At 45.6% G+C, this 23,973-nt stretch carries 16 protein-coding genes and 1 pseudogene; 2 read left to right on the forward strand and 15 right to left on the reverse strand.

All coding sequences use genetic code 11. The features are described from left to right. The 3 genes from spoT to gmk all read right to left on the reverse strand — a co-directional run bounded on the left by spoT (position 1) and on the right by gmk (position 3,212). Complete coding sequence (spoT, locus tag VIB_RS02430; RefSeq protein ID WP_040903905.1) at positions 1 to 2,121, reverse strand: bifunctional GTP diphosphokinase/guanosine-3',5'-bis pyrophosphate 3'-pyrophosphohydrolase; 2,121 nt, start codon at positions 2,119 to 2,121, stop codon at positions 1 to 3. 38 nt (positions 2,122 to 2,159) lie between these two features. Continuing rightward, on the reverse strand, positions 2,160 to 2,432 hold the full coding sequence (gene rpoZ, locus VIB_RS02435; protein ID WP_004394406.1) for a DNA-directed RNA polymerase subunit omega: 273 nt from the start codon (positions 2,430 to 2,432) through the stop codon (positions 2,160 to 2,162). A 156-nt stretch (positions 2,433 to 2,588) separates the two neighbouring features. Then, a complete protein-coding gene (gmk, locus tag VIB_RS02440) occupies positions 2,589 to 3,212 on the reverse strand; it encodes a guanylate kinase (RefSeq protein WP_040903908.1) in 624 nt (207 codons plus the stop codon). A 395-nt stretch (positions 3,213 to 3,607) separates the two neighbouring features. On the opposite strand from gmk, the gene VIB_RS02445 reads away from it, so the two are divergent. Then, the gene (locus VIB_RS02445) at positions 3,608 to 4,279 is read left to right on the forward strand and encodes a 7-cyano-7-deazaguanine/7-aminomethyl-7-deazaguanine transporter (RefSeq protein ID WP_004394408.1); all 672 of its coding nucleotides are present in this window, start codon (positions 3,608 to 3,610) and stop codon (positions 4,277 to 4,279) included. 127 nt (positions 4,280 to 4,406) lie between these two features. Here the strand turns inward: VIB_RS02445 and VIB_RS02450 are convergent, their stop codons facing one another. From VIB_RS02450 to VIB_RS02460, 3 genes are all read right to left on the reverse strand, one after another. Then, positions 4,407 to 4,928 carry a hypothetical protein gene (locus VIB_RS02450; protein ID WP_040903910.1) on the reverse strand — a complete coding sequence of 174 codons (522 nt, stop codon included), beginning with the start codon at positions 4,926 to 4,928 and terminating at the stop codon, positions 4,407 to 4,409. A gap of 111 nt (positions 4,929 to 5,039) precedes the next feature. Next, positions 5,040 to 6,821: a sodium:solute symporter family protein gene (locus VIB_RS02455; protein WP_004394410.1), complete on the reverse strand. Its 1,782-nt coding sequence runs from the start codon at positions 6,819 to 6,821 to the stop codon at positions 5,040 to 5,042. A gap of 5 nt (positions 6,822 to 6,826) precedes the next feature. Continuing rightward, positions 6,827 to 7,087 carry a DUF4212 domain-containing protein gene (locus VIB_RS02460; protein WP_040903912.1) on the reverse strand — a complete coding sequence of 87 codons (261 nt, stop codon included), beginning with the start codon at positions 7,085 to 7,087 and terminating at the stop codon, positions 6,827 to 6,829. 348 nt (positions 7,088 to 7,435) lie between these two features. On the opposite strand from VIB_RS02460, the gene VIB_RS02465 reads away from it, so the two are divergent. Further along, positions 7,436 to 9,175, forward strand: a complete 1,740-nt coding sequence (locus tag VIB_RS02465) for a potassium/proton antiporter (RefSeq protein WP_004394412.1) — start codon at positions 7,436 to 7,438, stop codon at positions 9,173 to 9,175. 62 nt (positions 9,176 to 9,237) lie between these two features. Here VIB_RS02465 and VIB_RS02470 read toward each other — a convergent pair whose 3' ends face one another. From VIB_RS02470 to VIB_RS02510, 9 genes and pseudogenes are all read right to left on the reverse strand, one after another. Then, entirely contained in the window at positions 9,238 to 9,867 is a 630-nt protein-coding gene (locus tag VIB_RS02470) for a response regulator transcription factor (protein ID WP_004394413.1), read from the reverse strand. A 186-nt stretch (positions 9,868 to 10,053) separates the two neighbouring features. After that, the gene (gene pulA, locus VIB_RS02475) at positions 10,054 to 13,614 is read right to left on the reverse strand and encodes a pullulanase-type alpha-1,6-glucosidase (protein ID WP_004394414.1); all 3,561 of its coding nucleotides are present in this window, start codon (positions 13,612 to 13,614) and stop codon (positions 10,054 to 10,056) included. Between the two features lie 414 nt (positions 13,615 to 14,028). Next, positions 14,029 to 15,792, reverse strand: a complete 1,764-nt coding sequence (locus VIB_RS02480) for a protein-disulfide reductase DsbD (RefSeq protein WP_374058332.1) — start codon at positions 15,790 to 15,792, stop codon at positions 14,029 to 14,031. Positions 15,793 to 15,868: 76 nt separating this feature from the next. Next, positions 15,869 to 16,348 carry an arginine repressor gene (locus VIB_RS02485; protein ID WP_004394416.1) on the reverse strand — a complete coding sequence of 160 codons (480 nt, stop codon included), beginning with the start codon at positions 16,346 to 16,348 and terminating at the stop codon, positions 15,869 to 15,871. A gap of 210 nt (positions 16,349 to 16,558) precedes the next feature. Further along, positions 16,559 to 17,569 carry an ornithine carbamoyltransferase gene (locus VIB_RS02490; protein ID WP_004394417.1) on the reverse strand — a complete coding sequence of 337 codons (1,011 nt, stop codon included), beginning with the start codon at positions 17,567 to 17,569 and terminating at the stop codon, positions 16,559 to 16,561. Positions 17,570 to 17,686: 117 nt separating this feature from the next. After that, positions 17,687 to 18,601: a carbamate kinase gene (gene arcC, locus VIB_RS02495; RefSeq protein WP_004394418.1), complete on the reverse strand. Its 915-nt coding sequence runs from the start codon at positions 18,599 to 18,601 to the stop codon at positions 17,687 to 17,689. A 59-nt stretch (positions 18,602 to 18,660) separates the two neighbouring features. Next, a complete protein-coding gene (gene arcA / locus VIB_RS02500) occupies positions 18,661 to 19,881 on the reverse strand; it encodes an arginine deiminase (protein WP_004394419.1) in 1,221 nt (406 codons plus the stop codon). Between the two features lie 830 nt (positions 19,882 to 20,711). Then, positions 20,712 to 22,157, reverse strand: a complete 1,446-nt coding sequence (locus VIB_RS02505) for a YfcC family protein (RefSeq protein WP_004394420.1) — start codon at positions 22,155 to 22,157, stop codon at positions 20,712 to 20,714. 496 nt (positions 22,158 to 22,653) lie between these two features. Then, positions 22,654 to 23,945: pseudogene (locus VIB_RS02510) on the reverse strand (anaerobic C4-dicarboxylate transporter family protein). Between the last annotated feature and the right edge of the window lie 28 nt (positions 23,946 to 23,973).

A 23,973-nucleotide genomic window follows, 5' to 3' on the forward strand; every position in this document is an offset into this window, starting at 1 on the left:
TTAGTACTTTCTACGCCGCACTTTTAAGGCGTTTGGCATCACGCGGATTTTTCGCATGATCCCCGCTAAGTGGACTCGGTCTTTGGTGCTTAACAGTACCGTCACGGTATACAAACGGCCATCGCGCTCTTCGGTAGAGAGGCCGTGAATGTTTGAACCGGTATTGGAAATAACATTGGTTAAATCGGCCAGCGCACCTTGACGATTGTGCATATCCACCGTCAGTTCAGCGATAAAGTCTTGGTCGTAATCTTTGGTCCATTCCACCGCCATGTATTTATCGGGCTCTCGTTGGTAGCCGCGTACATTTGGACAGGTTTCACGGTGTACAACCAAGCCGCGTCCCGGAGAAACATGAGCAATAATCGAATCATCAGGGATTGGATGGCAGCAATTAGCGAAGGTTAATAAAATGCCTTCTGCGCCGCGGATAGGTAATTTTTTCTTCGCCGAACCGTCAGGGTTTTCTGTTTCGTTGAGCTCATCGGCATTGCCCAGTAAGCGACGTGCGATGACGATACTCATTAGTTCACCCAAACCAATCGCGGCGAGTAAATCTTGCTCGTTAGCGATTTTAAGTTCACTTAATACATGGGCAAAATTTTCTGGGCTGATGTCGGCCAGTGAGCGCTCACCGAGGGCGTGGTTGAGCAGTCGGCGACCTAAGGTGATTGACTCTTCGCGGCGCATGGTTTTCAGCACTTGGCGAATTTTAGTTCGCGCCCGAGAGGTCACCACATAGTTGAGCCAAGCGGCGTTTGGTCTTGCGCCGGGCGCACTGATAATCTCAACGGTTTGACCATTTTTAAGTGGTTTGCTCAGCGGGTAAGGGTTGCGATCGACTCGTGAACCCACGCAAGTATTGCCCACATCAGTATGAACCGCGTAAGCAAAATCGACCGCGGTAGCGCCCATCGGCAGTTCCACGATGCGCCCTTTGGGAGTAAAGACGTAGATTTCATCGGGGAAGAGATCCGATTTTACGTTTTCAATAAATTCAAACGAGTTACCCGCGCTTTGTTGTAGCTCAAGTAAACTTTGCATCCAACGCTGGGCTTTGACTTGCGCCGTGGTGCCTCCTCGTTCGCCATTAGCTTTATAAGACCAATGAGCGGCAACCCCTTTGTCGGCCATTTGATCCATATCTTCGGTGCGAATTTGCACTTCGACAGGGACGCCATGTGGGCCGACCATGGAGGTATGTAACGATTGATAGCCGTTGGCTTTAGGGACCGCGATGTAATCTTTCACTCGCCCTGGGCGTGGTTTATATAGGCTATGGACTTGGCCCAATACGCGATAACAGGTATCGGCAGAGTCGACAATCACTCGAAAAGCATAGATATCCATAATGGTGTGAAAGCGCAGTTCTTTAGTCTTCATCTTGTTATAGATGGAATAAAGATTTTTCTCTCGGCCAACCACTCGCGCTGAGAGGTTGACTTCTCGTAAGCGATCTTCAATTTCACTATGGATGCGTTGAATCATCTCTTTGCGATTACCACGAGCCGCTTTGACCACTTCTTTGAGGACCCGAAAGCGATTCGGATATAAGGCTTCAAAACCCAGCTCTTCGAGCTCAGTTTTAATATTATGGATACCTAAGCGGTGAGCGAGAGGGGCATAGATCTCTAATGTTTCACGGGCAATTCGCCGTTTTTTATCGGGACGCAACGCACCGAGCGTACGCATGTTGTTCGTACGGTCAGAGAGTTTGATCAAGATGACTCGAATGTCTTGCACCATCGCTAGCACCATTTTGCGAAAATTTTCCGCTTGGGCTTCTTTACGATCGCGAAACTTGAGTTTATCCAGTTTAGACACACCATCGACCAGTTCGGCGACAGCGCTCCCAAATTGGGCTTCTAGTTGTGCTTTAGTGGCAGAGGTATCTTCGATAACATCGTGCAGCAAGGCCGCTTGCAGTGTTTCTAAATCCAAACGCATTTCCGCTAGGATTCGAGCCACTGCAACAGGGTGGATAATATACGGTTCCCCGCTTGAGCGGGTTTGCCCTTCATGAGCATCTCTTGCCACTAGGTAAGATTGGCGCAGAGCCTCTATTTGAGGCTCTGTGAGATATTCTTGGACAACACTTTTGAGGCTATCGAATAGATACAAATTTCAGGCCCGTCAGTTGAATCCTTGCTGATACAGAATTAGCGGTTATGAACGATGCTGCTTACCGCGGCTAATTCTGCTGCTTCTTGCTCTTGTTGCTCTTGACGCTCACGATTATCAAGTACATCTTTCGTGATCAGACCTTCTTCGATTTCGCGTAGAGCGATAACCGTGGTCTTATCGTTCTCTTCCGGCACTAGAGCGTCTTTACCGCCCGTTTGAATTTGACGAGCGCGGCGAGCCGCAATCAGAACTAAGTCGAAACGGTTGCCAACTTTTTCAACAGCGTCTTGAACAGTTACGCGTGCCATGAGAACTCCAAATAGTTAACTAAAATAGGGTTGATTGTAAAGTATACAGCCTAACGCTAACAGATACTAGCGACAGGCGATGCCCAAATTACATCGTCATCCAACGCAAGTCAGCCGTGTTAGTGATGGCGACTTTCGTTGGTGGACAAGGCGGGGTTATTCCGCCAATAAAGCCGCGATCATCGATTGATATTTAGCGGCTTGTTTATCTTGCTTTAATCTTTCTGCGCGTAAGATGGCTTTAAAGTCCATCAAAGCGACATCGAAGTCGTCATTGACGATCACATAGTCGTATTCACAATAGTGAGAGATCTCAGAGCGAGCTTCGCTCATACGTTTAGCAATCACGGCTACGCTATCTTGTCCACGTGTATTCAACCGGCGCTCCAGCTCTTCCTTGGAGGGCGGTAGAATAAATACGCTTTTTGCGTGAGGCATTTGCTGGCGAATTTGTTGCGCGCCTTGCCAATCGATATCTAGGAAAACATCAATGCCTTTCTCTAGCGTATCTTCGATCCAGACTCGCGAGGTTCCGTAGTAATTACCGAACACTTCGGCGTATTCAAGGAATTCACCTTGCTCAATCAGTGCTTCAAATTGTTCTTTTTGCACAAAGTGATAATGCACGCCATCTTGCTCTCCAGGCCGCATTCCACGAGTGGTATGTGAGACGGAAACCTTCATCGCATAGGTTGGGTTTCGTTCCAATAGTCCTGCAATTAGGCTAGATTTTCCTGCGCCACTAGGTGCAGAGACAATATACAGAGTACCTTTGCCCATTTATTCGGTTCCACGTTTGAGTTGGAAGATGAGAGAAACGCTATTTTATCATTGTAAATTAACGCTAGTTTTATCTTAAGACTAGCACTGACCCAGTGTAATGCCGTTTAGAAAGTGGCAATTTAGGTCAGAAAAATGGACGCGAAGAGTAGCATGATCCAGCGGATCGGCTCAAGTAAAAGCTGTGGCTATCTCGATAGGCTAATCTGTGTACAGAAAAATTTCTTATTGAAGATAACGATTGCTTAATAAGTAACCCTTGCGAGCTTATCCTGTTTGCGTATAATCGCCGCCCTTAATTCAGCAATTGTTGTTCGATTAAGTAACATTATTAACTGAAGCTGCGGCTTTCCTTTGGGTTCCCTCGCCCCCAAACCAAACTAAAAAGGTCCAATATGAGTCCGTTTACTCCTGCTCAGTTGCGCAAAGCGCTGGTGTATTTAGTGTTATTTCATTTGGTGATTATTGCGTCAAGTAATTACCTTGTTCAACTACCGTTCACACTCTTCGGTTTTCACACCACGTGGGGCGCGTTTACGTTTCCTTTTATCTTCCTTGCCACCGATTTAACGGTACGTATTTTTGGTGCTGGTTTAGCGCGTAGAATCATCTTTTGGGTGATGCTTCCTGCGCTTGCGGTTTCCTATTTGTTATCGGTAATTTTCTTTGAAGGCCAGTTCCAAGGTTTCACACCACTCAGTGAATTTAACTTGTTTGTTGCGCGTATTGCGGTAGCGAGTTTTATGGCTTATTTGCTGGGGCAGATCTTAGATGTGCATGTCTTTAATCGCCTAAGACAGATGAAACAATGGTGGGTAGCGCCAACCGCGTCAACCCTATTCGGTAATGCACTGGATACAGTAGCCTTTTTTGCAATTGCTTTTTACCAAAGTCCAGATCCGTTCATGGCTGAGCATTGGACTGAGATTGCTTTGGTCGATTATGGTTTGAAGCTCTTGATCAGCTTAGGTCTATTTGTTCCGATGTATGGGGTGCTACTGAATTATTTAATTAATAAATTGACCTTGGTTAAACCCGAAACGTCAGGTAAGCCGATCAAGATATGAATAATCAGCCCAGCATAATGCTGGGCTGAATTGCACTTAAAGCGACGGACCGTTTAATGTTAGCCAGTCATGCCTTACTCGAGACAGCAAAACGCTGATAATCACTAAGCTTATTTTTAACGTTGGGTTAGTTTCGCTGACACAATAAAAGCAATAATCGATCATCGGCTGCTAGCTTGTACCAACCGGCTGTTAAGTTTTCTTCTGTCGCAGGGATCTGTAAATCTTCGCTAAAATCTGCGCGGGCACCGGCCTCACAATCCACGACTTGAGGTACGCGTCTGGCATGCATTCGTCGTTCAAAAAAATATAAGTCAACCAGAACTAATGCAGAGTAGCGTTGATTAACGCTGGCATTATTAATATCAGCGGCAACAAAGCGCAGTGTTTGTGGGTAAAGATAACTCCAAGGTCGCCAGCCTGAACTTTCTTGCGCTGTGCGTATCACTTCAACGCCAGCAGGTAATAGACTGCGTTGATGGCTAAACCAGGTGTATTCTGAGTAAATCTGAAAACCCAACATGCCAGCTCCGGCAAATACCGGAATAATCCAATTAGGTAGTTTTTTCAGGGTGATCGCTCTCAATAACAAGGCGATGCCTGCGGCGCCTAAACCAGCGGAAAAGGTGGCAATTAATTCCCAAAACATACGGTCATCCTACTCAAACATAGTGTCTTGCTAAAAATTCGGGCTTTCAGTTGAAAGCCCGAGTGTACAGTGGTGAGTTGATGTTAATCTTGTCACCTTGGTTGCGATTGATTAATGGTCAATCGCAACACCAGCGCCTTTTGGATAACGAACACTTTCTACCAAGTCCTGGATTTCTTTTGGTGGTGGCGCTGTAACCGCGGATACCGCAAAGGCAACAGCAAAGTTAATCATGGCACCCACAGCACCGAATGATAGCGGTGAAATACCATAACCGAATGAGCCAAATAGCCAGTTATCCGGTGTATTGGGCAGCATATTCGTGCCCGGGATAAAGAACCAACCTAAATAAGTAAAGATATAGAGTAGAGTCACAATTAAACCAGTTAGCATACCGGCAATGGCACCAGCGCTGTTAATACGCTTAGAGAATATCCCCATCATCAATGCTGGGAATAAGGTTGCTGCTGCGATACCAAAGGCAAGGGCCACCACCTGCGCAGCAAACCCGGGCGGATTGAGCCCTAGATAGGTAGCCAGCAAGATAGCACCGGCCATGGAGATCCGAGCGGCTAACATTTCTCCTTTTTCACTGATGCGTGGATTAATAATATTTTTGATTAAGTCATGACTAATGGCTGATGAGATGGCTAGTAACAAGCCTGCGGCGGTTGATAATGCAGCGGCAATACCACCGGCGGCGATTAAGCCGATAACCCAACTTGGTAAATTGGCAATCTCAGGGTTGGCTAATACTAAGATATCATTATTTACCGTTAACTCATTGCCAGCCCAGCCGCGCTCTGCCGCTTTTTCAGCAAAAGCAGGAGTGTCGTTGTACATTTGGATTCGGCCATCATTGTTTTTATCATCCCAGCGGATTAAGCCAGTTTGCTCCCAAGTTTGAATCCAGTCAGGACGTTCTGCGTAATTAAGCGCAGGCGCACTAGGACCATCAGGATAAAGGGTGGTTAACAAGTTTAAACGTGCCATAGAGGCAACCGCTGGAGCAGTTAAATACAGTAAGGCGATAAACACTAAGGTCCAGCCAGCCGACCAACGTGCATCCGCCACTTTCGGTACCGTGAAGAAACGGATAATAACGTGTGGTAAGCCTGCCGTACCTATCATTAATGATAAGGTAAACAGTACCATATTCAGTTTATTACTGACGTCAGCGGTGTAATCTTGGAAGCCAAGTTCACTGACAATTTCGTTTAATTTCACCAGCAGTGGTAGGCCTGATTCAGTGTGAGTACTAAACATACCGAACATCGGAATCGGATTATTGGTTAGCTGTAATGAAATAAAAACCGCAGGAATGGTATAGGCAATAATTAACACTACATATTGAGCAACTTGGGTGTAAGTAATGCCTTTCATACCGCCGAATACGGCGTAAATAAATACCACAGCAGCAGCGATCCAGATCCCCGTAGAAGAGCTGACTTCTAGGAAGCGGGAGAAAGCGACACCTGCGCCGGTCATTTGACCGATAACATAGGTCACGGACATGATAATTAAACAAACAACTGCCGTGATACGAGCGCCTTTGCTGTAAAAGCGATCACCGATAAAATCAGGCACGGTAAATTTACCGAATTTACGTAGGTAGGGTGCTAACAGCATGGCTAAAAGGACATACCCTCCCGTCCAGCCCATTAAGAAAGAAGAGTTGGCATAACCACCGGCAGCCAGCAAACCCGCCATCGAGATAAATGAAGCAGCAGACATCCAGTCGGCGGCGGTTGCCATACCGTTAGTAATCGGATTAACGCCACCACCGGCGACGTAAAACTCTTTCGTTGACCCAGCGCGGGCCCAAATGGCGATACCGATGTAGAGTGCAAAAGAGGCACCAACAAACAGTAAGTTGATTGCAAATTGACTCATGAAAATTACTCCTCTACACCAAATTTTTTATCTAACTTGTTCATTTTCCATGCATAGATAAAAATGATCGCGATAAAGGTAATAATTGAACCTTGTTGTGCAAACCAGAAGCCCAGATCCGTCCCGCCAATATGAATGTCAGCGAGCATCGGGCGCAGCAAGATTGCAAATCCATAAGATACTAAGGCCCAAACGATCAGGCTAATTGTTATGTAGCGCAGGTTAGCGCTCCAGTAAGCAGCGGCGTTGTTGTTATGATCAGCCATAGTTGTGTCCCTTCTTCCCTGTAATGTTAAATTATTGTTACTCTTGAAGGTTAGCAGGCTTTATGCTAGCGATCTGTGCAACTTTAGTCGTGATGGGGGCTGTTTTATTTGCTTGATTTATAATGGTTTATTTTTGTTTTTAGCGGTTTTTTTAGTGAGTAGAGCGAAGAGATTAGCCAAAGGTATAATAAGCGCTATTCGCTCAGTGAGGCGTCTTTGCTGGATCTATTTTGTCTAAATCGTCATTTGTTTACATAAACTTTTCGTTACTGTGTCATAAAGTAGTGCACAATATAGACCAAAGACAATGTGTTAGGGCGATATCATTAATCGATGATAGGAGGATACGTGGACGCAGTTACCATTAATAGTTTTTTTCTGATTGGAGCATTACTGATCGCATTAAGCGTTTTGCTCAGTCCCGTATCATCCAAATTAGGCATTCCAATTTTATTGGTGTTTCTCGCCGTCGGTATGCTGGCGGGAGAAGATGGTTTAGGGGGCATTGTTTTTGATAATTACCCCTTGGCTTATTTGATTGGTAATTTGGCGTTAGCAATCATTTTGCTGGATGGTGGGATGCGCACTCGGGTGGCGAGTTTCCGTGTCGCTTTATGGCCATCGATCTCCCTCGCTACTTTTGGGGTGGCGATTACCACCATGCTGACAGGCTTGATGGCCATGTGGCTCTTTGACCTGAGTTTATTACAAGGGATCTTAGTCGGTGCCATTGTTGGTTCTACGGATGCGGCGGCCGTTTTCTCGTTACTTAAAGGTCGCAGCCTAAATGAACGGGTAGGGGCGACACTGGAGATTGAATCGGGCACCAACGATCCAATGGCGATATTTCTTACTGTGACTCTGATTGCTGTATTGGGTAATCAAGGCCTAGATTTAAGTGCTGGATTTTTAGCGCTGAGTTTTGTTCAGCAATTTGGTGTTGGTGCGTTGATGGGCTTGATCGGAGGTTGGCTATTGTGGAAGTTGATTAACCACACTCAGCTACCTGAAGGGCTCTACTCAATCTTAACCGTCAGTGGTGGTTTAATCATTTTCGCTTTGTCCAATGCTTTAGGTGGTAGCGGTATTTTGTCGATTTACTTAGTCGGTTTACTGCTCGGTAACCGTCCAACTCGTGGTCGTCAATCTATTTTAAACGTGCTGGATGGCATGACGTGGTTGGCTCAAATTGGCATGTTCTTGGTGCTAGGGTTATTAGTCACTCCTTCTAATTTACTGGATATTGCTTTACCAGGATTAGCTTTAGCGTTTGGGATGATCGTCTTTGCGCGTCCGTTGTCGGTGTGGATAAGCTTACTGCCCTTTAAAAGCTTTACCGCTCGTGAAAAGTGGTTTGTCTCTTGGGTGGGGTTGCGTGGCGCGGTGCCGATTATTTTGGCCGTGTTTCCGATGATGGCCGGATTACCAGACGCGCAGTTGTATTTTAATCTCGCATTTTTCGTGGTTATGGTCTCCCTAATCGTGCAGGGAGGCTCACTAACTCAAGCGATGAGTTTGGCTAAAGTGGAACTGCCCCCAAAACCCGAGCCGATTTATCGTACTGGTGTCGAAGCTTTTCCTGCCAGTCAGTGGGAGCTGTTTGTCTATCGACTCAAAGAAGATAAATGGTGTATCGGTGAACCGCTACGCAACTTGTTTATGCCGGAAGGAACTCGAATTGTGGCAGTGTTTCGCGATCAACAATTGCTTTATCCGTCCGGTAGCACTCAGCTACAAGAGGCGGATATTCTTTGTGTCTTAGGTCAAGAGAACGATCTTCCAGCTTTAAGCCAATTGTTCAGTGAAGCGCCAGAAAAAGCCTCGTTGGCTCGCTTTTTTGGTGATTTTTTCTTGGACATTAATACCAAGTTGGTCGATGTCGCATTGTTGTACGGTTTAGATTTAGGTGATCAATCGGCAAATATGACGCTGAAAGAGTTGGTTGCTGAGCAGTTAGGTAACAGCCCTGTATTGGGGGACTATTTTGAATGGTACGGCTTGCAGTGGGTGGTAGCGGATGTGATCGATTGGCAAGTGACCAAAGTCGGTTTACGCTTACCTGCCGAAGAGGAAGAGTCGACAGAATAAGTCCTATAGTTAATTCAATGGACTGGCAGTGAGCGTGGGTGATGACGCACACAGCCAGTCAACTACCATTCGATTTGTTTGAGCAAAATCACCGCTTGAGTTCGGTTGGTGACATTGAGTTTGCGAAAAATTGCTGTCATATGTGCTTTAATGGTCGCTTCAGAGACATTTAATTCATAGGCGATTTGTTTATTCAGTAAACCGTCGGAGAGCATCCCTAACACTTTATATTGTTGGGGCGTGAGCGTAGCGATTTTCTCGGCTAAATCATTGCCTTGATTAGGCATGTCCGCTAATCCTGCGGGGAAATAAGGTTCGCCATTGAGTACCTGATTAAGGGCGCTGATCAAGCTGCGCATATCGCTCGATTTAGGAATAAAACCAAACGCACCATGATGTTTGACTTGAGAGACTATCGCTGATTCTTCACTGGCAGAAATAACCACGATGGGCAACTCAGGGTAAAGCGCGCGCAATTGAATCAAGCCCGACATGCCATTGGCTCCGGGCATTTTCAGGTCGAGCAGCAGTAGGTCAACATCCGCTTGCTGGCTTAATAAGCTCAATAAAGCGTCTAATGAATCTGCTTCAAGTAAATGAGCCCCGCTGATCGCCATATGCACGGATTGAAACAGCGCATTACGAAACAATGGGTGATCATCAGCGATAATAATGGTGTAGGTCGAATCCATGACGTTAATTACTTTTGAATATTTAGTTACAGAAATTATTGTCTTGTTTGTTGATAGTCACAATGGCGATGAACTAAAAGTCTGAACTGTATCGCCTTTTTATTGTGCTCAATGAAAAAAGCGTCAAATGGGTAAGCACTTGACGCTTAATAATAGGCTTCGTTTACGAGCTACTTTTTTAGCCTATTAGCTGGCCGGTTTCTCAAACACCGCCACAGACCAAGCCGGAACCGATAACTTACCGTTATTGACACTGGCTCCTGCACCAATCGAGTTCGCGCCAGCATCTTGCTGAATGCTATGCTGCTGATAGCCAGTAGCGTCAAAGTTGGCAAAGTTTGCTAAAGGTTCTGGTGAGGCGTTAATTACCACTACCAAACCTTGGCGCTCGGCATCAATCGCACCGTCAAAACGCTCACCGCTATTATCCATGCTCATGACAATCACACCAGCAATTTGCTCGCTGCCTGTGTTGTGGAATTGAACTCTATCGATAATGGTTTGCCCTTTACCTAGAGTAAACAGACCGGATGAAGTACGCAATTGAACCAGCTCATGGAAGTAATTCAACATGGCTTCTTTCTGCGCTTTATCTGGCTGAGCGTTAGTGCCTGCTCCGGTTATCACGTCTTCAATTATCTTCCAGTTTTCGCCATCTTTATCTTCACGAGGTAAACCGATATTCCAGTTGTGAGTGTCCATGGTGAAGTCGACGCGGTTATACCAATCACCAGAGTCGTAAGAGTCACGCTGCATCGATTTAGAGCGCAAGATCTCGCTACCCATATGAATAAACGGTACCCCTTGACCTAATATCGCCGTGGATAAACTCACCGCCTGCATGCGCACGCGATCGGCGGTGGTAACACCATAGGCAATCTTGAACTGGTTATTGTCCCATAAGGTTTGGTTGTCATGTTTGGAAACGTAGTTCTGTATTTCCCAGGCATCTTGCGCATAGCCTGTGGGCTGGCCGTTGTAATCGAGTTCAGAGCCCTTGATTAATTGGTCTTTGCTATCAGTAAATTTAAAATCTTTTAAGTTACCAGCCATACCAACTCGCACAATATCCGTCCAATGTAGCGCGGTGGCACGGTTATTGTCTGTAGCTAGATCATTAGGCAGAACATAGCTCCCACTACCAAAGCCTTGGTTACTACGTAGGGAATCTTGACTATCAAAGGGGCCGCCGCCACGCACAGCATCCCGTAGACGATCCGAGAATGAACCGATCCCCGTACCGGCTAAGTTAAGCTGTGTCGCTTGCTTGAATTGACGATCATTGGCCACTTCACCAAAGTTCCAACCTTCACCATAGAAGTAGACCTCAGGATTGGCCTGTTGCGCTACTTTGAAAGTGCCTAGAATTTGCTCAAGTGGGTGATGGCCCATTAAATCCCAACGGAAAGCATCAATTTTGTATGCTTTAGTCCAAGTATAAATGGAGTCGTCAATGAGCTTCGCAAACATCCGATTTTCTGGCGCGGTATTCGAGCAGCAGGTGGAGGTTTCCACTTGACCAGAAAACTCGTTCAAGCGTTGGTAATACCAAGGGACAATTTTATCGAGTACCGACTTATCTGAGACGCCAGCTTCATTGGTGTGGTTATAGGCAACGTCGATCACCATGTTCATGCCAATCTCTTGCTTCACCGCCATCACCATCTGACGAAACTCTTTAATGCGCGTTGTGCCATCAGGGTTGGTTGAGTAAGAGCCTTCGGGAACGGTAAAGTGGAAAGGATCGTAACCCCAGTTAAAGCTATCGACATCGCGCACAAAGCTATTTAGGCGCTGCACCACTGGGTTTTGTTTAGTGTCATTGCCTTTTAGCTGATGGAATACCGCTGAAATGGTCATGCTATCGCTACAATAATGGCCAAAATCATCGTCGTTTTTCACCGCGGGCTGTAATTGACACAGTTTACTGAATGGCTGATCAATATCGGCCACTTTGGTTGGGTCTTCATTAATGGTAGCAATATCAAACACCGGCAGTAGGTGTAGGTGAGTAACGCCTGAGTCTACTAACGCCTTTAAATGCTTAACCGGTACGGTGTCTGGCTGAGCAAAGGCCGTATATTTACCACGGTGGACTTTCGGTGTGCTGTCATCTAAAGCGGAGAAATCGCGCACATGGGCTTCATAAAGCACAAACTGAGCAGGGTTGGTTTGCGAATGAGGCGCTTTTAAGTCATCCCAACCGGCAGGTTTAAGGTCAGGATGATAGAGATCCACCACTTGGCTATATTCTGAGTTCATCGCCAAGCTAAGTGAATACGGGTCCGTGACTTCATAGCTTTCCACTTTATCCGTGGCTGGATGATAAACCGTTACTTGATAGCGATAAAAATCGCCATGCTTGAGGTTGGTGTCTTCTACTGACCAACTGCCGGATTTGGCATCAAATTCCATTTTTATAGGCGTTTGGGCTTTTTTATCAGTACCATAAGGGATCAGCTTGACGGATTGAGCGGTTGGCGCCCAGAGACGGAAAGTGGTTGTATTACCATTTGTTAGCGCGCCGTATGGCAACTTGACAGCTTCATCGGCATAGAGAGCATCTAAGGCTCTGGCGGGTTGCACTTCTGTGACTTGAATTACTCCTTGATTATCACTAGCAACTAACCAGAGCTGACCTTTGACTAATTGTTTCAATTGCTCTTCGCTATAGTCAAAACTAAAACCAACAAAGTCATCTTTGAGATGTGGTTTATCTGATGTCCAATCATCGGCGGCTCTAAGCTTAGAGGTGAACTGGCTATCAAAACCAGTTACCGATTTATTGGCGGAATCAAAACTAAGCTCACCTTGCGCTGAGTGATAGAGTGTTACTGAGGTTGCCTCTTTATTGCCGACTAACAAAGTCTTAGCGTCAGCAAATATAGCACTGGCACCGATGACATCCACTTGGCCTTGTGGCAAGCGTGCTAATGGTTGATAAAAGACTTTATTGGTGCCTTTAAATAGCATCCCAATCGCTCCAATCACCCCTTGTTGAGCAAACTCAAACTTTAAGTTATCGGTTTGATAATCGCCATTGCCGTTAGTATTGGCGATAAGGTTTATACAATCACCATTGTTGTTTATGGGTAAGTCCCAATAAGCGCCATAGGTTGGACTGAATCCAGAAGGGCGGAGTCCCGGCCAGATTGTGTCTCCGGCATCGTAACTGCTGCATTCGCCGGCGTTCCAAACATGTAGTGTAAAATCGCTTTCGTCACCATCTTGACTATTAAGATAAATACGTAATGTATCTTGTTTTAAGTGACTTCTAGCAATTAACTCAGGGTAAACGGCAGCTACTCCTTGTTGAGTATAGACGCTGGCATTTTCCCCTAGTTGGGTTAAGTCAATTTTCGTATCAAGTTCACCCAGTGGTTTATCGTTACCAAAGTGAGGGATCATATTGATGCACTGTGAAGCATCTTGCCTGTAGGGTAGGTGCCAGTAAGCTCCGAAGGTGGCATCAATCCCATTAGGAACGAGACTATTGTTCCACTCGGTATTGCTTCCTGCATAGGCACGACAATGGTTATCGTTCCATACGTGGAGAGTGAGCCCTTGATAAAGTTCGTTATCGCTAGTTTGACTACGTAATGTGGGGTCAGCTTTATAAAAAACGGTGACCGTTTGTGTTTCTGCGGCGATATTGTCATCCGATGACGAGTTACAACCGACCAGTAAACCGCCTGCCAAAATGGGCAGCATGGCTTTACTTAATGTCGAAAAGTTAGGTTTGTTCACGTTCTAAGTCCCTAGTTTTCTATCTAATCTATAAAAAGTTAATTAAAAATTTCATAGAATTAGTGAGGTTATGAGTTCACTGGATATGCTAGGGATAAGTGACCTATACAAAATGTGAGCCACCGCGGTAAAGATTTTTTAGAGCGATAAAAATTACAATCTACGAACCATTATCACGTTTGGTAGGTTGAATGGCGTTCGGTAAGCGCACACTTTGCAGGATGAGCAAGGGGGATGAGTTGAAGAAAATGTACAGCAATAGCCTTATTGGCCAAGTAAATGCTTAGCTGCTGAAGCCTGGCCTCTGGTTATGATTATCGTAAACGGCGTGTGGTATCACAAAAAAGAGAGAGATATTTAACAAGGGAAATAAAGATGGCAGATAAATCGATGGGGATTTATCTGCCAAGCCGATTAGCGTTGAAATTTTTCTAGATGAGCAAGAAAAGGATGTTCGGCCATAAAGCCGGTAATACGTGCTTGAGGTCGTCGGTTTCCTTGTCCATCCCAGAAATCGATGGTCGGTAAACCAAGTACTTGCAGATGTTGTAAGAGTTCAAAATCTTCCGGCTCACTACGGGTGACATCCACTTGCAGTAATACAAAGTTTTTTAGCTGCGCTTCAACGGCGGGCTGGTGAAAGGTATAACGCTCAAATTCTTTACACGCGACACACCAGTCAGCGTAAAAATCGAGCATCACCGGTTTTCCGGCTGCTTTAGCGTCGAGCAAAGCTTGATTAAGCTGCTCGACGGTTTTAATCGGTTGAAACTGAATGTTAGCTTGCTCAGCGCTGTAATGATTGGGATTCAGCCAATAACTCAGCAGTGGTTGAGCAGAGAATAATAAGCCGAGGATAGCGATGATCCCTATCAGGCTTTGTTTCCAGCCTGCAAAAGGTAAGCTGTTTTTTGCATGATAGAGCCAACCGAATGCGCTTAATCCTAACGCCGACCATAATATCGTGCTCCATAAGCTAGGGATAATTCTCTCCAGTAGGAAAATGGGTGCGGCGAGCAGAACAAAACCAAACAAGATCTTGATGCGATTCATCCAATCCCCTGCTTTAGGCAATAACTGGTTACCGAATACGGCGACAGCGATTAAGGGAATTCCCATGCCTAAGGCCAATGCGTAGAGCGCCACGCCCCCCGTGACCAAATCACCACTTTGTGCCACGTAGAGCAAGGCTCCCGATAAAGGAGCTGTGGTGCAAGGAGAGCAGACTAAACCCGAAATTGCGCCCATCATAAACACGCCGCCAAGCCGTCCACCTTGTTGGCGCTGACTTAAGCTACTTAGCCAAGTTTGCACGCTACTTGGCAGTTGCAAACTGTATAAACCAAACATCGATAACGCTAAGGCGACAAATAAGACACTCAATGTCATCAGGACATAAGGGTGCTGCAAAGCGGCTTGAAATTGTAAACCCGCAGAAGCTACCACTAAACCCAATAAGGTGTAGGTCAACGCCATCCCTTGCACATAGACCACACTTAGCAGCAATGCGCGGCGTTGTGAGATAGCTCCGCCACCAAGTACGATACTGGTTAAAATTGGGTACATGGGTAATACGCATGGGGTAAAAGCCAAGCCAATACCGAGTAATAAAAACAGCAGCGGAGTCCAAGCACTGTGCGCTAATCGATTCGCTAAAGAATCTTGTTGTGAAGTGGCAAGGTTGGTTTCGTTAACGGTCGTGCTAGAGATAGATTCGCTGGATGCTTGGGCGATGACGGGTTCCAGATCAATAACCCGAGTTTCAGGTGGGTAACAAAAACCTGCGGCGGCGCAGCCTTGATAGCGCACGGTCAATGTAGCACCAGATTGGGCATTGTTCAGTGATACGTTTATCGACAGTGGCGTATCATAAATCATCACATCGCCAAAAAATTCATCATGATACGGCTGTGCTTGCGGCAACACGTAATCGGCCAACTGGGCGTTTTTAGCCTCAATGGTTAGGCTACTTTGATATAAATAGTACCCTGGCTTGATCTGCCAATCTAAAAATAGTTGATCAGCTTGTTGGAAAAAAGACAGCGGAAAGGCTTGATCGACCGGAGCAAAGCGCGATGCTCCGTTTAACTCAAATGAGGGATTAACGGTCAATGTGGCCAATGCCGGCGTACTGATTGCCGTACTCAGCAGCAGTAAAAGAGAAATAAATAGACGCATCATCACTAGAATATCCAAAACACGATTGGCTTTACTATATAGACAACGGGTTGGAAGATACAGTGCAGCGCTGGGCTTAAGCCACCCCTAAGCGACTTTTGACAATCCGCTCACAGGCTTCGACACGATTGGCGTCGCGCGGAATCACGAGTACGGTATCATTACCGCCCACGGTACCAATGATTTCGCTGTGCGGATCGATATCAACCAAACGAGCAACTAACTGAGCGCTGCCCGGATGGGTCTTGACCACCACGACGGATTGGTTGTGAGTAATAAATTCAATTTGCGAAGCAATCGAAGATTCAACGCGTACTGGTGCGGTTTCTACCGTGATGCAATAAACTTTTTTACCACAAGCATTACGGATTTTGACCACGCCGAGCTGAGAAAGTAAGCGTGATACGGTTGATTGGCTTACGCCTTCAAAACCCAGTTCAACTAAGCGCTCGCGTAATTCATGTTGATTGGCGAAGCTTTGCTGTTGTAGCAGCCTCTTGCAGGCCGCGGTTAATGAGCGTTCATCAGCATCAATGTCAGGGATGGTTCGGTTCACGGTCGTGCCCTCGTTTAACGATTAAGCAAACATCATTCTGGAGTTGAGCATATCACTTATTGATTTACGGCTTATTGCGGCAGATCACCAAATAAAAAACTGCATTATGATGATTAGTTAGTTGTTTAAATGGATGAACAACGAGGTAGGGAAAATCACGAGCCGGACTTCGGCTCGTGATGTAGTGAGAGGAAGATAAAGGGTTATCGATCAGTCACCGAGGGTGGCTACCATCACCGCTTTAATGGTGTGCATCCGGTTTTCTGCTTCGTCAAACACAATCGAATGTTCTGATTCGATCACTTCATTAGTGACTTCAACCCCTTGTTTTAGCTCTGGGTAAGCTTGGGCCAACTCTTTGCCGACGGTGGTATCTTCACCGTGGAATGCCGGTAAACAGTGCATGAATTTGACATGCGGATTACCTGTGGCTTTAAGCATGTCCATATTGACTTGATAAGGCAGCATTAACTGGATGCGCTCGGCCCACGCTTCTTTGGCTTCACCCATCGAGACCCAAACATCGGTGTAGAGGAAATCACAACCCATGACGCCTTCTTGCACATCTTCAGTTAGGGTGATTTTTGCTCCCGTTTCTTCAGCAATTGCGCGGCAAGTGGCAACCAGTGATTCTGTTGGCCAGAATGCTTTTGGCGCGACGAGGCGAATGTCCATGCCCATTTTCGCAGCGCCGACCATTAACGAGTTACCCATGTTATTGCGCGCATCGCCTAAATAAGCAAATTTGATTTGATGCAGTGCTTTACCACGGCCGTGTTCGAGCATGGTCATAAAGTCAGCAAGAATTTGCGTTGGGTGGAACTCATCGGTTAGGCCATTCCATACCGGAACGCCAGCGTATTGGCCGAGTTCTTCGACAATCTCTTGGCCAAAACCACGGTACTCAATCCCATCATACATCCGACCTAGTACGCGAGCGGTGTCTTTCATCGATTCTTTGTGGCCGATCTGTGAGCCAGAAGGGCCAAGGTAGGAGACTTGCGCGCCTTGATCAAAAGCCGCGACTTCAAAGGCGCAGCGAGTGCGGGTCGAGGTTTTTTCGAAAATTAAGGCAATATTTTTGCCTTTCAGGCGAGGCTGTTCATAGCCATTGTATTTGGCTTTTTTCAGCTCAATCGATAAATCTAATAGATGCTGGATCTCTCTTGGTGTGAAATCAAGCAGTTTTAGGAAGTTACGGTTACGTAAATTAAAAGCCATGATGTTATCCTCGTTTTAGGCGCTAGCATGATGTGCGCGAGCGCTGAGTATTTCGCTGATTGACGTGGTGACAACCTAGATTGGTGGGAGGTTGTCATCCAGCCTGAAACCTAGTATTTAATGGTCACGAATGATATTGGTCCCCGCTTGACCTTCTAAAATGGCTACCGCGTCTTCCAGAGCTCCAATGCCTACCAGACGGCCACCTTGTTTAATAAATTCACAGGAAGCTTGAATTTTCGGTCCCATAGACCCTTCGTCAAATTGATAAGCCGCTAATTCACTTGGCGTTGCTTGACGCAAAGCATGTTGAGTTGGGGTTCCCCAGTCGAGATAAACCGCATCGGCATCGGTTAAAATAAGCAATGCATCGGCGCCAATTTGTTTGGCGAGAAAGGCGGCTGACATGTCTTTATCGATCACCGCTTCAACGCCCACTAGTTTGCCTTGCTGGTACTTAACTGGAATGCCGCCACCGCCAGTACAAATCACTAAATGGCCATCGGCAATCAAGGTATTGATGGCTTGATGTTCAACAATCCCCGTTGGTAGTGGGCTTGGCACCACACGGCGGAAATACTGGCCATCAGGTTTTACTGTCCAATGGTATTTTTCTGCCAAAGCTCGCGCTTCTTCGGCTTGATAAACCGGGCCAATCGGTTTGGTTGGATTGGCAAACGCAGGGTCATTGGCATCAACGGTCATTTGAGTCAACATACAAGTCACGTTGCGTTCTGGAAGTAGGTTTTTAAACTCTTGCATTAGCATATAACCAATCATGCCTTGAGTTTCACTGCCCAATACGTCAAGTGGATATGGGTTAACTTTTTTGTACTCTAGCCCTTGTAGTGCTAATAATCCGACTTGTGGGCCATTACCGTGCACCAGTACCACATTGTATTGCTCGGCCACTTTCGCGATGGCTTGCGCGGCAATCTGAATATTGTGGCGTTGAACATCCGCTTCTAATGGCTCGCCGCGACGAAGTAAGGCATTGCCTCCTAAGGCGACGACAACAGTTTGTTTTGTCATGGTCATTCTCTCGTTGATGGATGGAAGGAGAACTCTCCTTCCATATCACTCGCCCTAACTTAGATATCATCACGTTCAATGGGGCAGCTCATGCAGCGAGCGCCACCACGGCCACGGCCTAATTCATCACCTGGGATAGGCAGCACGGTGATGCCTGCTTTATCGTATTTCTCATTGGTGTAAGTATTGCGCTCATAACCAATAACGACGCCTGGGCGAACCGTTAGGACGTTGTTGGCATCGTTCCACTGCTCGCGTTCTGCTTCGAAGCTATCGCCGCCGGTGGTGATCATCTGTAGCTTATCAACACCCAGTGCGCGCTCTATGGTATGAATGTAAGAGGCTTGTTGAGTGGCTTTAACTTTGCCAGAAGCATCGCCGGTTAAGCTCCAACATTTCACATCATCTGGAATCACATTTGGATAGACAGAGAAGGTATCTTCACGCATGTGAGTCATGACGGTATCGAGATGCATACAAGAGCGTTCTTGAGGCAGCTCAAGGGCAATCACTTGTTTGGCTTGACCATGTTTAAAGAGCGCCGAGGCCAGTTGTTCCACCCCTTGTGGCGTAGTGCGCTCTGACATACCGATTAACACCGCGCCGCGTCCGATGACTAAAACATCACCACCTTCGATGGTAGACTTATCGTAGTTGCGTTGTTCATCACCGAAATATTTGATGAAGTCTTGGCCAGCGAAGGTTGGGTGCCAGCGATAGATTGCTCTGAGATGGTTAGTTTCACGCTGACGAGCGACTTTCGCCATCGGGTTAATGGAGACGCCACCGTATACCCAGCACGAGGTATCGCGAGTAAATAAATGGTTAGGTAGTGGTTTAATAATGAAATCATCGGCTTTATGCATCGATTGTAAGATAGACGATGATTGCATCGGGAACTGGCCGTAAGACAAGCCACCGGTTAGGATTTTAGCTAATTCAATATGCGGTAAATCATTAAGGAAGCAGCGAACATCGTTGGCAAAGGTTGGTCCAAAACGATTATCTGAGATTTGCGTATGTAACAACCACTCTTTGGCTTCACTGACATCGAGGGTTTCGGCAAGCAAATTCGTTAGCAGCAAAACCTCAACACCTTGATCGCGGAGGGTTTGTGCAAAAATATCGTGCTCTTTACCTGCACGTTCAATATCTAACACATCATCAAATAATAAGTCGTGACAGTTAGAGGGGGTTAAATGAGTTAATGCACGTCGTGGACGATGAATTAAAACGCGGCGTAATTGACCTACTTCAGAACCTACGTATAACTTACTCATAATCGTGTCTCTCTTATTTTGTATACCTTGATTAACTAAAGGTATAATTATTTTGTAGGGTGTATGAGGGAGATTGAAATTTATATTTAAATTCATCTCTTTGTTCTGTGTTTTATATTACCTTGTGTGGATGTTCTTTCTTGGATGTGGCTCACAGTTTACTTTTTATATTAATTTGCCATTTTAGATGAGTTATTAACAAATATTATTCATTTGATAACGTTTAAATCGGCGGTTTTTTAATGGTTTTTTATGGAATAAAATGCTTTTTATTATTGTTCATCAGCCAGTTTTCAGTCTGATAGCATTTGATTTGGAAATATTATGCAAACCATAAAAATGTTGGGTGGTATTAGAGTGGCGAATTTATTCACTATTCGGGATTAGGTAACGGTTTTTATGGTTTTATTTCCCCTAATGTTAAAAAAATAAGCGAGGAAAGATTGATCTAGAACAATTATAAATCGCTGGTGATTTATGGGAGTCTAGAATTAATGGATTAATTTAATTCATGGTTTGATAAATAAAACTATACCCAAACGACTTGAAATTGCAGGTAGGCGGCAAGTGAGTGAATCCCCATAAGCATAGGCAAACTATGTGATTGGGGTAAACGGACGTAGCCAACACCGCTGCAGCTTCAAATAGGAAGGGTATAATTAATCGCAAGTCAGATCGTTGTTGGTAACATGACGATAGGGGATAGTAGGAAAGCAAAAAGCCGCACCAGATAGCGTGCGGCTTTACAGAATAAGAATATGATCAAGCAATGATTTTATTGTTTTGTTATGGCTAGGATGACGTTGATTAAGCGACGTTCACGTGAACCTTTAAAGTAACACACCAATACTGAGCATAATCATAATCAATACACACAAAATTCCCAGTAATGGCGCGACCCATTTTATCCAGCGTACATAAGGGACGCGGGCAATGGCTAAGCCGCCCATCACCACTGCAGACGTTGGTGTGACGAGGTTAACTATCCCAGATGCAGATTGGTATGCCGTCACTACCAGATCGCGACTGACGCCGGCAAAATCGGCCAGTGGCGCCATGATTGGCATGGTTAACACGGCTAGACCAGAAGACGATGGCACTAAGAACGACAATAAAATCTCTAGCCAGTACATCACGTTAATAAACATCACTGACGATAATCCAGTCACGATATGCTCAGCTGAATTGAGTATCGTATCAGTGATCATGCCTCGGTCCATCACCACGACAATACCACGCGCAATCCCGATGATTAACGCGACGCCAAGCAAATCACGTGCACCATCAATAAAGCTAGTGGTGAATTCTTCTTCGCTCATTCTGGCTACAAGACCAATCAGAATCGTTGAACCCAAGAACATCGCCGATATTTCGGCCATCCACCAGCCGGCGACGGATACACCGTAAATCATCACGGCAAAGGAGAGGGCAAAAATGGCTAAAATAATTTTGCGAGTGGTAGTAAAAACTAAGCTTTCTCCGTTACGGTTACCTAAAAAGTGTGCTTGGTTTTCTTCATATTTATCGTAAACAATCGACTTACTTTGATCGGCACGAACCATTTTCGCATAGCGCATCACGTACATGACACAGATGATCCAGCCGACTAATAAAATTGCAAGACGCAGGAAAATACCGTCGGTAAAAGGAATCCCCGCTGCGTTGGCGGCAATCACGGTCGCGAAGGGGTTAATGGTGGAACCTAAAGTACCAATGCCAGCCCCTAGTAATACGGTTGCCGCTGCGACTACTGGGTCAAAACGAGCTGCCATCATCACTGGCACTAATAGGGTATAGAAGGGGAGTGACTCTTCTGCCATGCCGTAGATGGTGCCTCCCGCGGCAAAGAGTGCCATCAGGATGGGGATCATTAATTCCTCTCGCCCTTGTAAGCGCGAGGTGACTCGTTCAATACCCGCGTCAATCGCTCCCGTTTTGGTGACTAAGCCAAGAAAACCGCCGATGATGAGGATAAATAACGAAACATCAATTGCCGCCGCTTCGTAAGTCGTATGATCATAAAAACCATCAATGGGAGCGAGAAGTACATCAATCACACCCTGTGGATTACCTTCGGTTGGAGCATAAGTACCCGCAATCGGCACTTCTTTACCGAGCTCGGCATTCATGGTTCGTTCATATTGACCAGCAGGGACTATCCACGTGAGTAATGCCACAAAGGCAATCAGTAAAAATAAAATGGTATAGGCAGAGGGAAACTTTAAGTTAGCAAAAAAGCCTTTCTTATGGTCCGTTGGTAAAGTTTGGCTTGTCATAGCGTTCTCCTTACATTTAGATAATCTGGCCTAAATGTGCTTGGTGGCTAATATTCACTTTTTAATCAAACAGCATGGATTTTATTAATCAGTGAATTAAATGAAATATATGATATTAAAATGTTGAGTGAGGTTTTTAGACGGATGCTTTAATGGGTTTTATTTTAAAGATAGTAAGTTTTATTATCTTGGCTTTGCTTCACATAATATTCTTAGATATAAAAGGCGAGAGAATGTTGATTATTTGTTTTAGGGTATTTGTTTATGAATAATGAAATAATATTCTCAAAGACTACTCTCTTTTTAGACTCATCTTGGTCAGTTGTGCCTAAACAGTAAGCTTGCGCTACAGGATTGATTATTTAGAACGTTCAGGAAGAAATATTATGCACTTTTGATAGTGGGTATGAACAGTTGAATTAATCGAAGTTTGTTTGATTTATATCAAAAATAATAAGGGAGCCTGAGCTCCCTTTGATGATGGTTAGTATGAAAATTAGAGGAAAATATTCGCTAAGACTAAACCAAAACCGATACTGAAGATCATGCTCAATAAACCCGGCAGCATAAAGCTGTGGTTAAAGATGTACTTACCGATCCGCGTTGTCCCTGTGCGGTCAAAGTCAATCGACGCAATGATCGGGCCGTAGTTCGGAATAAAGAAATATCCGTTAACTGCGACAAACACCGCAATGATGATTGCAGGTGGTAAGCCTAAGGTAATCGCAACCGGTACCAATACTGCTGTGGTGGCTCCTTGGCTATTGACCATCACCGATAGTCCAAATAGGGCAAAAGCAAAGGTCCATGGCGCAACTTCAACCAGACCAGATACCGCTTCTTTCACCATATCGCCGTGACCCGCGATGAAGGTGTCACCTAGCCAAGCGATACCGAAAATGGCCACGATTGCGCGCATCCCGGCATGGAATACAGAGCCTTGAGTAATGGTATTGCCGTCCGGTTTACAAATCAGGATGATCAGGGCTGCAATGGATAGCATCACGATTTCAATCGTATGTGCCATGCCCATTGGTGAGCCATCAAAGTGCGGACGCAAGCTAGGAATCGCGCCCATAAAGACCACGATAATCGCACCAAATAGGAACAGAGAAACCGATGTTTTGGCCTGTGGCGTGATTTGAATATCTTCCACTTTCATCTCTTGTTCCATTTCTGCACGGAACTCAGGGTCTTGTAGACGACGTTGATATTCTGGATCGTCTTTCAGCTCTTTACCGATTTTATTGACAAAAATACAAGCACAGGCAAGGCCAAGGAAAGTACTTGGAATGGTGACGATCAATACGTTACCCAAGGTGATCCCTTGCGGTTCTAAGAAGGCCACTAATGCCACGACGGCGGCCGCGATAGGGCTAGCCACAATCGCAAACTGTGATGCGATGACTGCCATACCAAGCGGACGCTCTGGGCGAATACCACTACGACGACTGACTTCTGCGATCACGGGTAATACCGAGTAGGCTACGTGTCCAGTTCCAGCCATCATGGTAAAAAAGTAAGTGACTAATGGGGCGATGAAAGTGATATGACGAGGATTTTTGCGCAAGATGTTACTGGCGATTTTGATTAAGTAATCTAAGCCGCCGCTGCCACCACCGCCATGATCATCAGCATCACATCAATCGGTGGACTGGTTGGACGCATACCAAACACAAAACTGAGAATGGCAAGACCAATCCCCCCCATGACACCCAGTCCGATACCACCAATCCTTGCCCCGATTAGGATACATCCTAATACGATAAGGAACTCAATTATGAACATCTTATACTCCTAAAAGATTATGGGAAAA

The sequence above is a fragment of the Vibrio metschnikovii CIP 69.14 genome (assembly GCF_000176155.1).
Taxonomy (GTDB): domain Bacteria; phylum Pseudomonadota; class Gammaproteobacteria; order Enterobacterales; family Vibrionaceae; genus Vibrio; species Vibrio metschnikovii.

Bases quoted from the DNA above. Each gene is read 5' to 3' on its own strand.
- rpoZ (WP_004394406.1), bottom strand. From the start codon at position 2,432: ATGGCACGCGTAACTGTTCAAGACGCTGTTGAAAAAGTTGGCAACCGT.
- gmk (WP_040903908.1), bottom strand. From the start codon at position 3,212: ATGGGCAAAGGTACTCTGTATATTGTCTCTGCACCTAGTGGCGCAGGA.
- VIB_RS02445 (WP_004394408.1), top strand. From the start codon at position 3,608: ATGAGTCCGTTTACTCCTGCTCAGTTGCGCAAAGCGCTGGTGTATTTA.
- VIB_RS02450 (WP_040903910.1), bottom strand. From the start codon at position 4,928: ATGTTTTGGGAATTAATTGCCACCTTTTCCGCTGGTTTAGGCGCCGCA.
- VIB_RS02455 (WP_004394410.1), bottom strand. From the start codon at position 6,821: ATGAGTCAATTTGCAATCAACTTACTGTTTGTTGGTGCCTCTTTTGCA.
- VIB_RS02460 (WP_040903912.1), bottom strand. From the start codon at position 7,087: ATGGCTGATCATAACAACAACGCCGCTGCTTACTGGAGCGCTAACCTG.
- VIB_RS02470 (WP_004394413.1), bottom strand. From the start codon at position 9,867: ATGGATTCGACCTACACCATTATTATCGCTGATGATCACCCATTGTTT.
- VIB_RS02480 (WP_374058332.1), bottom strand. From the start codon at position 15,792: ATGCGTCTATTTATTTCTCTTTTACTGCTGCTGAGTACGGCAATCAGT.
- VIB_RS02490 (WP_004394417.1), bottom strand. From the start codon at position 17,569: ATGGCTTTTAATTTACGTAACCGTAACTTCCTAAAACTGCTTGATTTC.
- arcC (WP_004394418.1), bottom strand. From the start codon at position 18,601: ATGACAAAACAAACTGTTGTCGTCGCCTTAGGAGGCAATGCCTTACTT.
- arcA (WP_004394419.1), bottom strand. From the start codon at position 19,881: ATGAGTAAGTTATACGTAGGTTCTGAAGTAGGTCAATTACGCCGCGTT.
- VIB_RS02505 (WP_004394420.1), bottom strand. From the start codon at position 22,157: ATGACAAGCCAAACTTTACCAACGGACCATAAGAAAGGCTTTTTTGCT.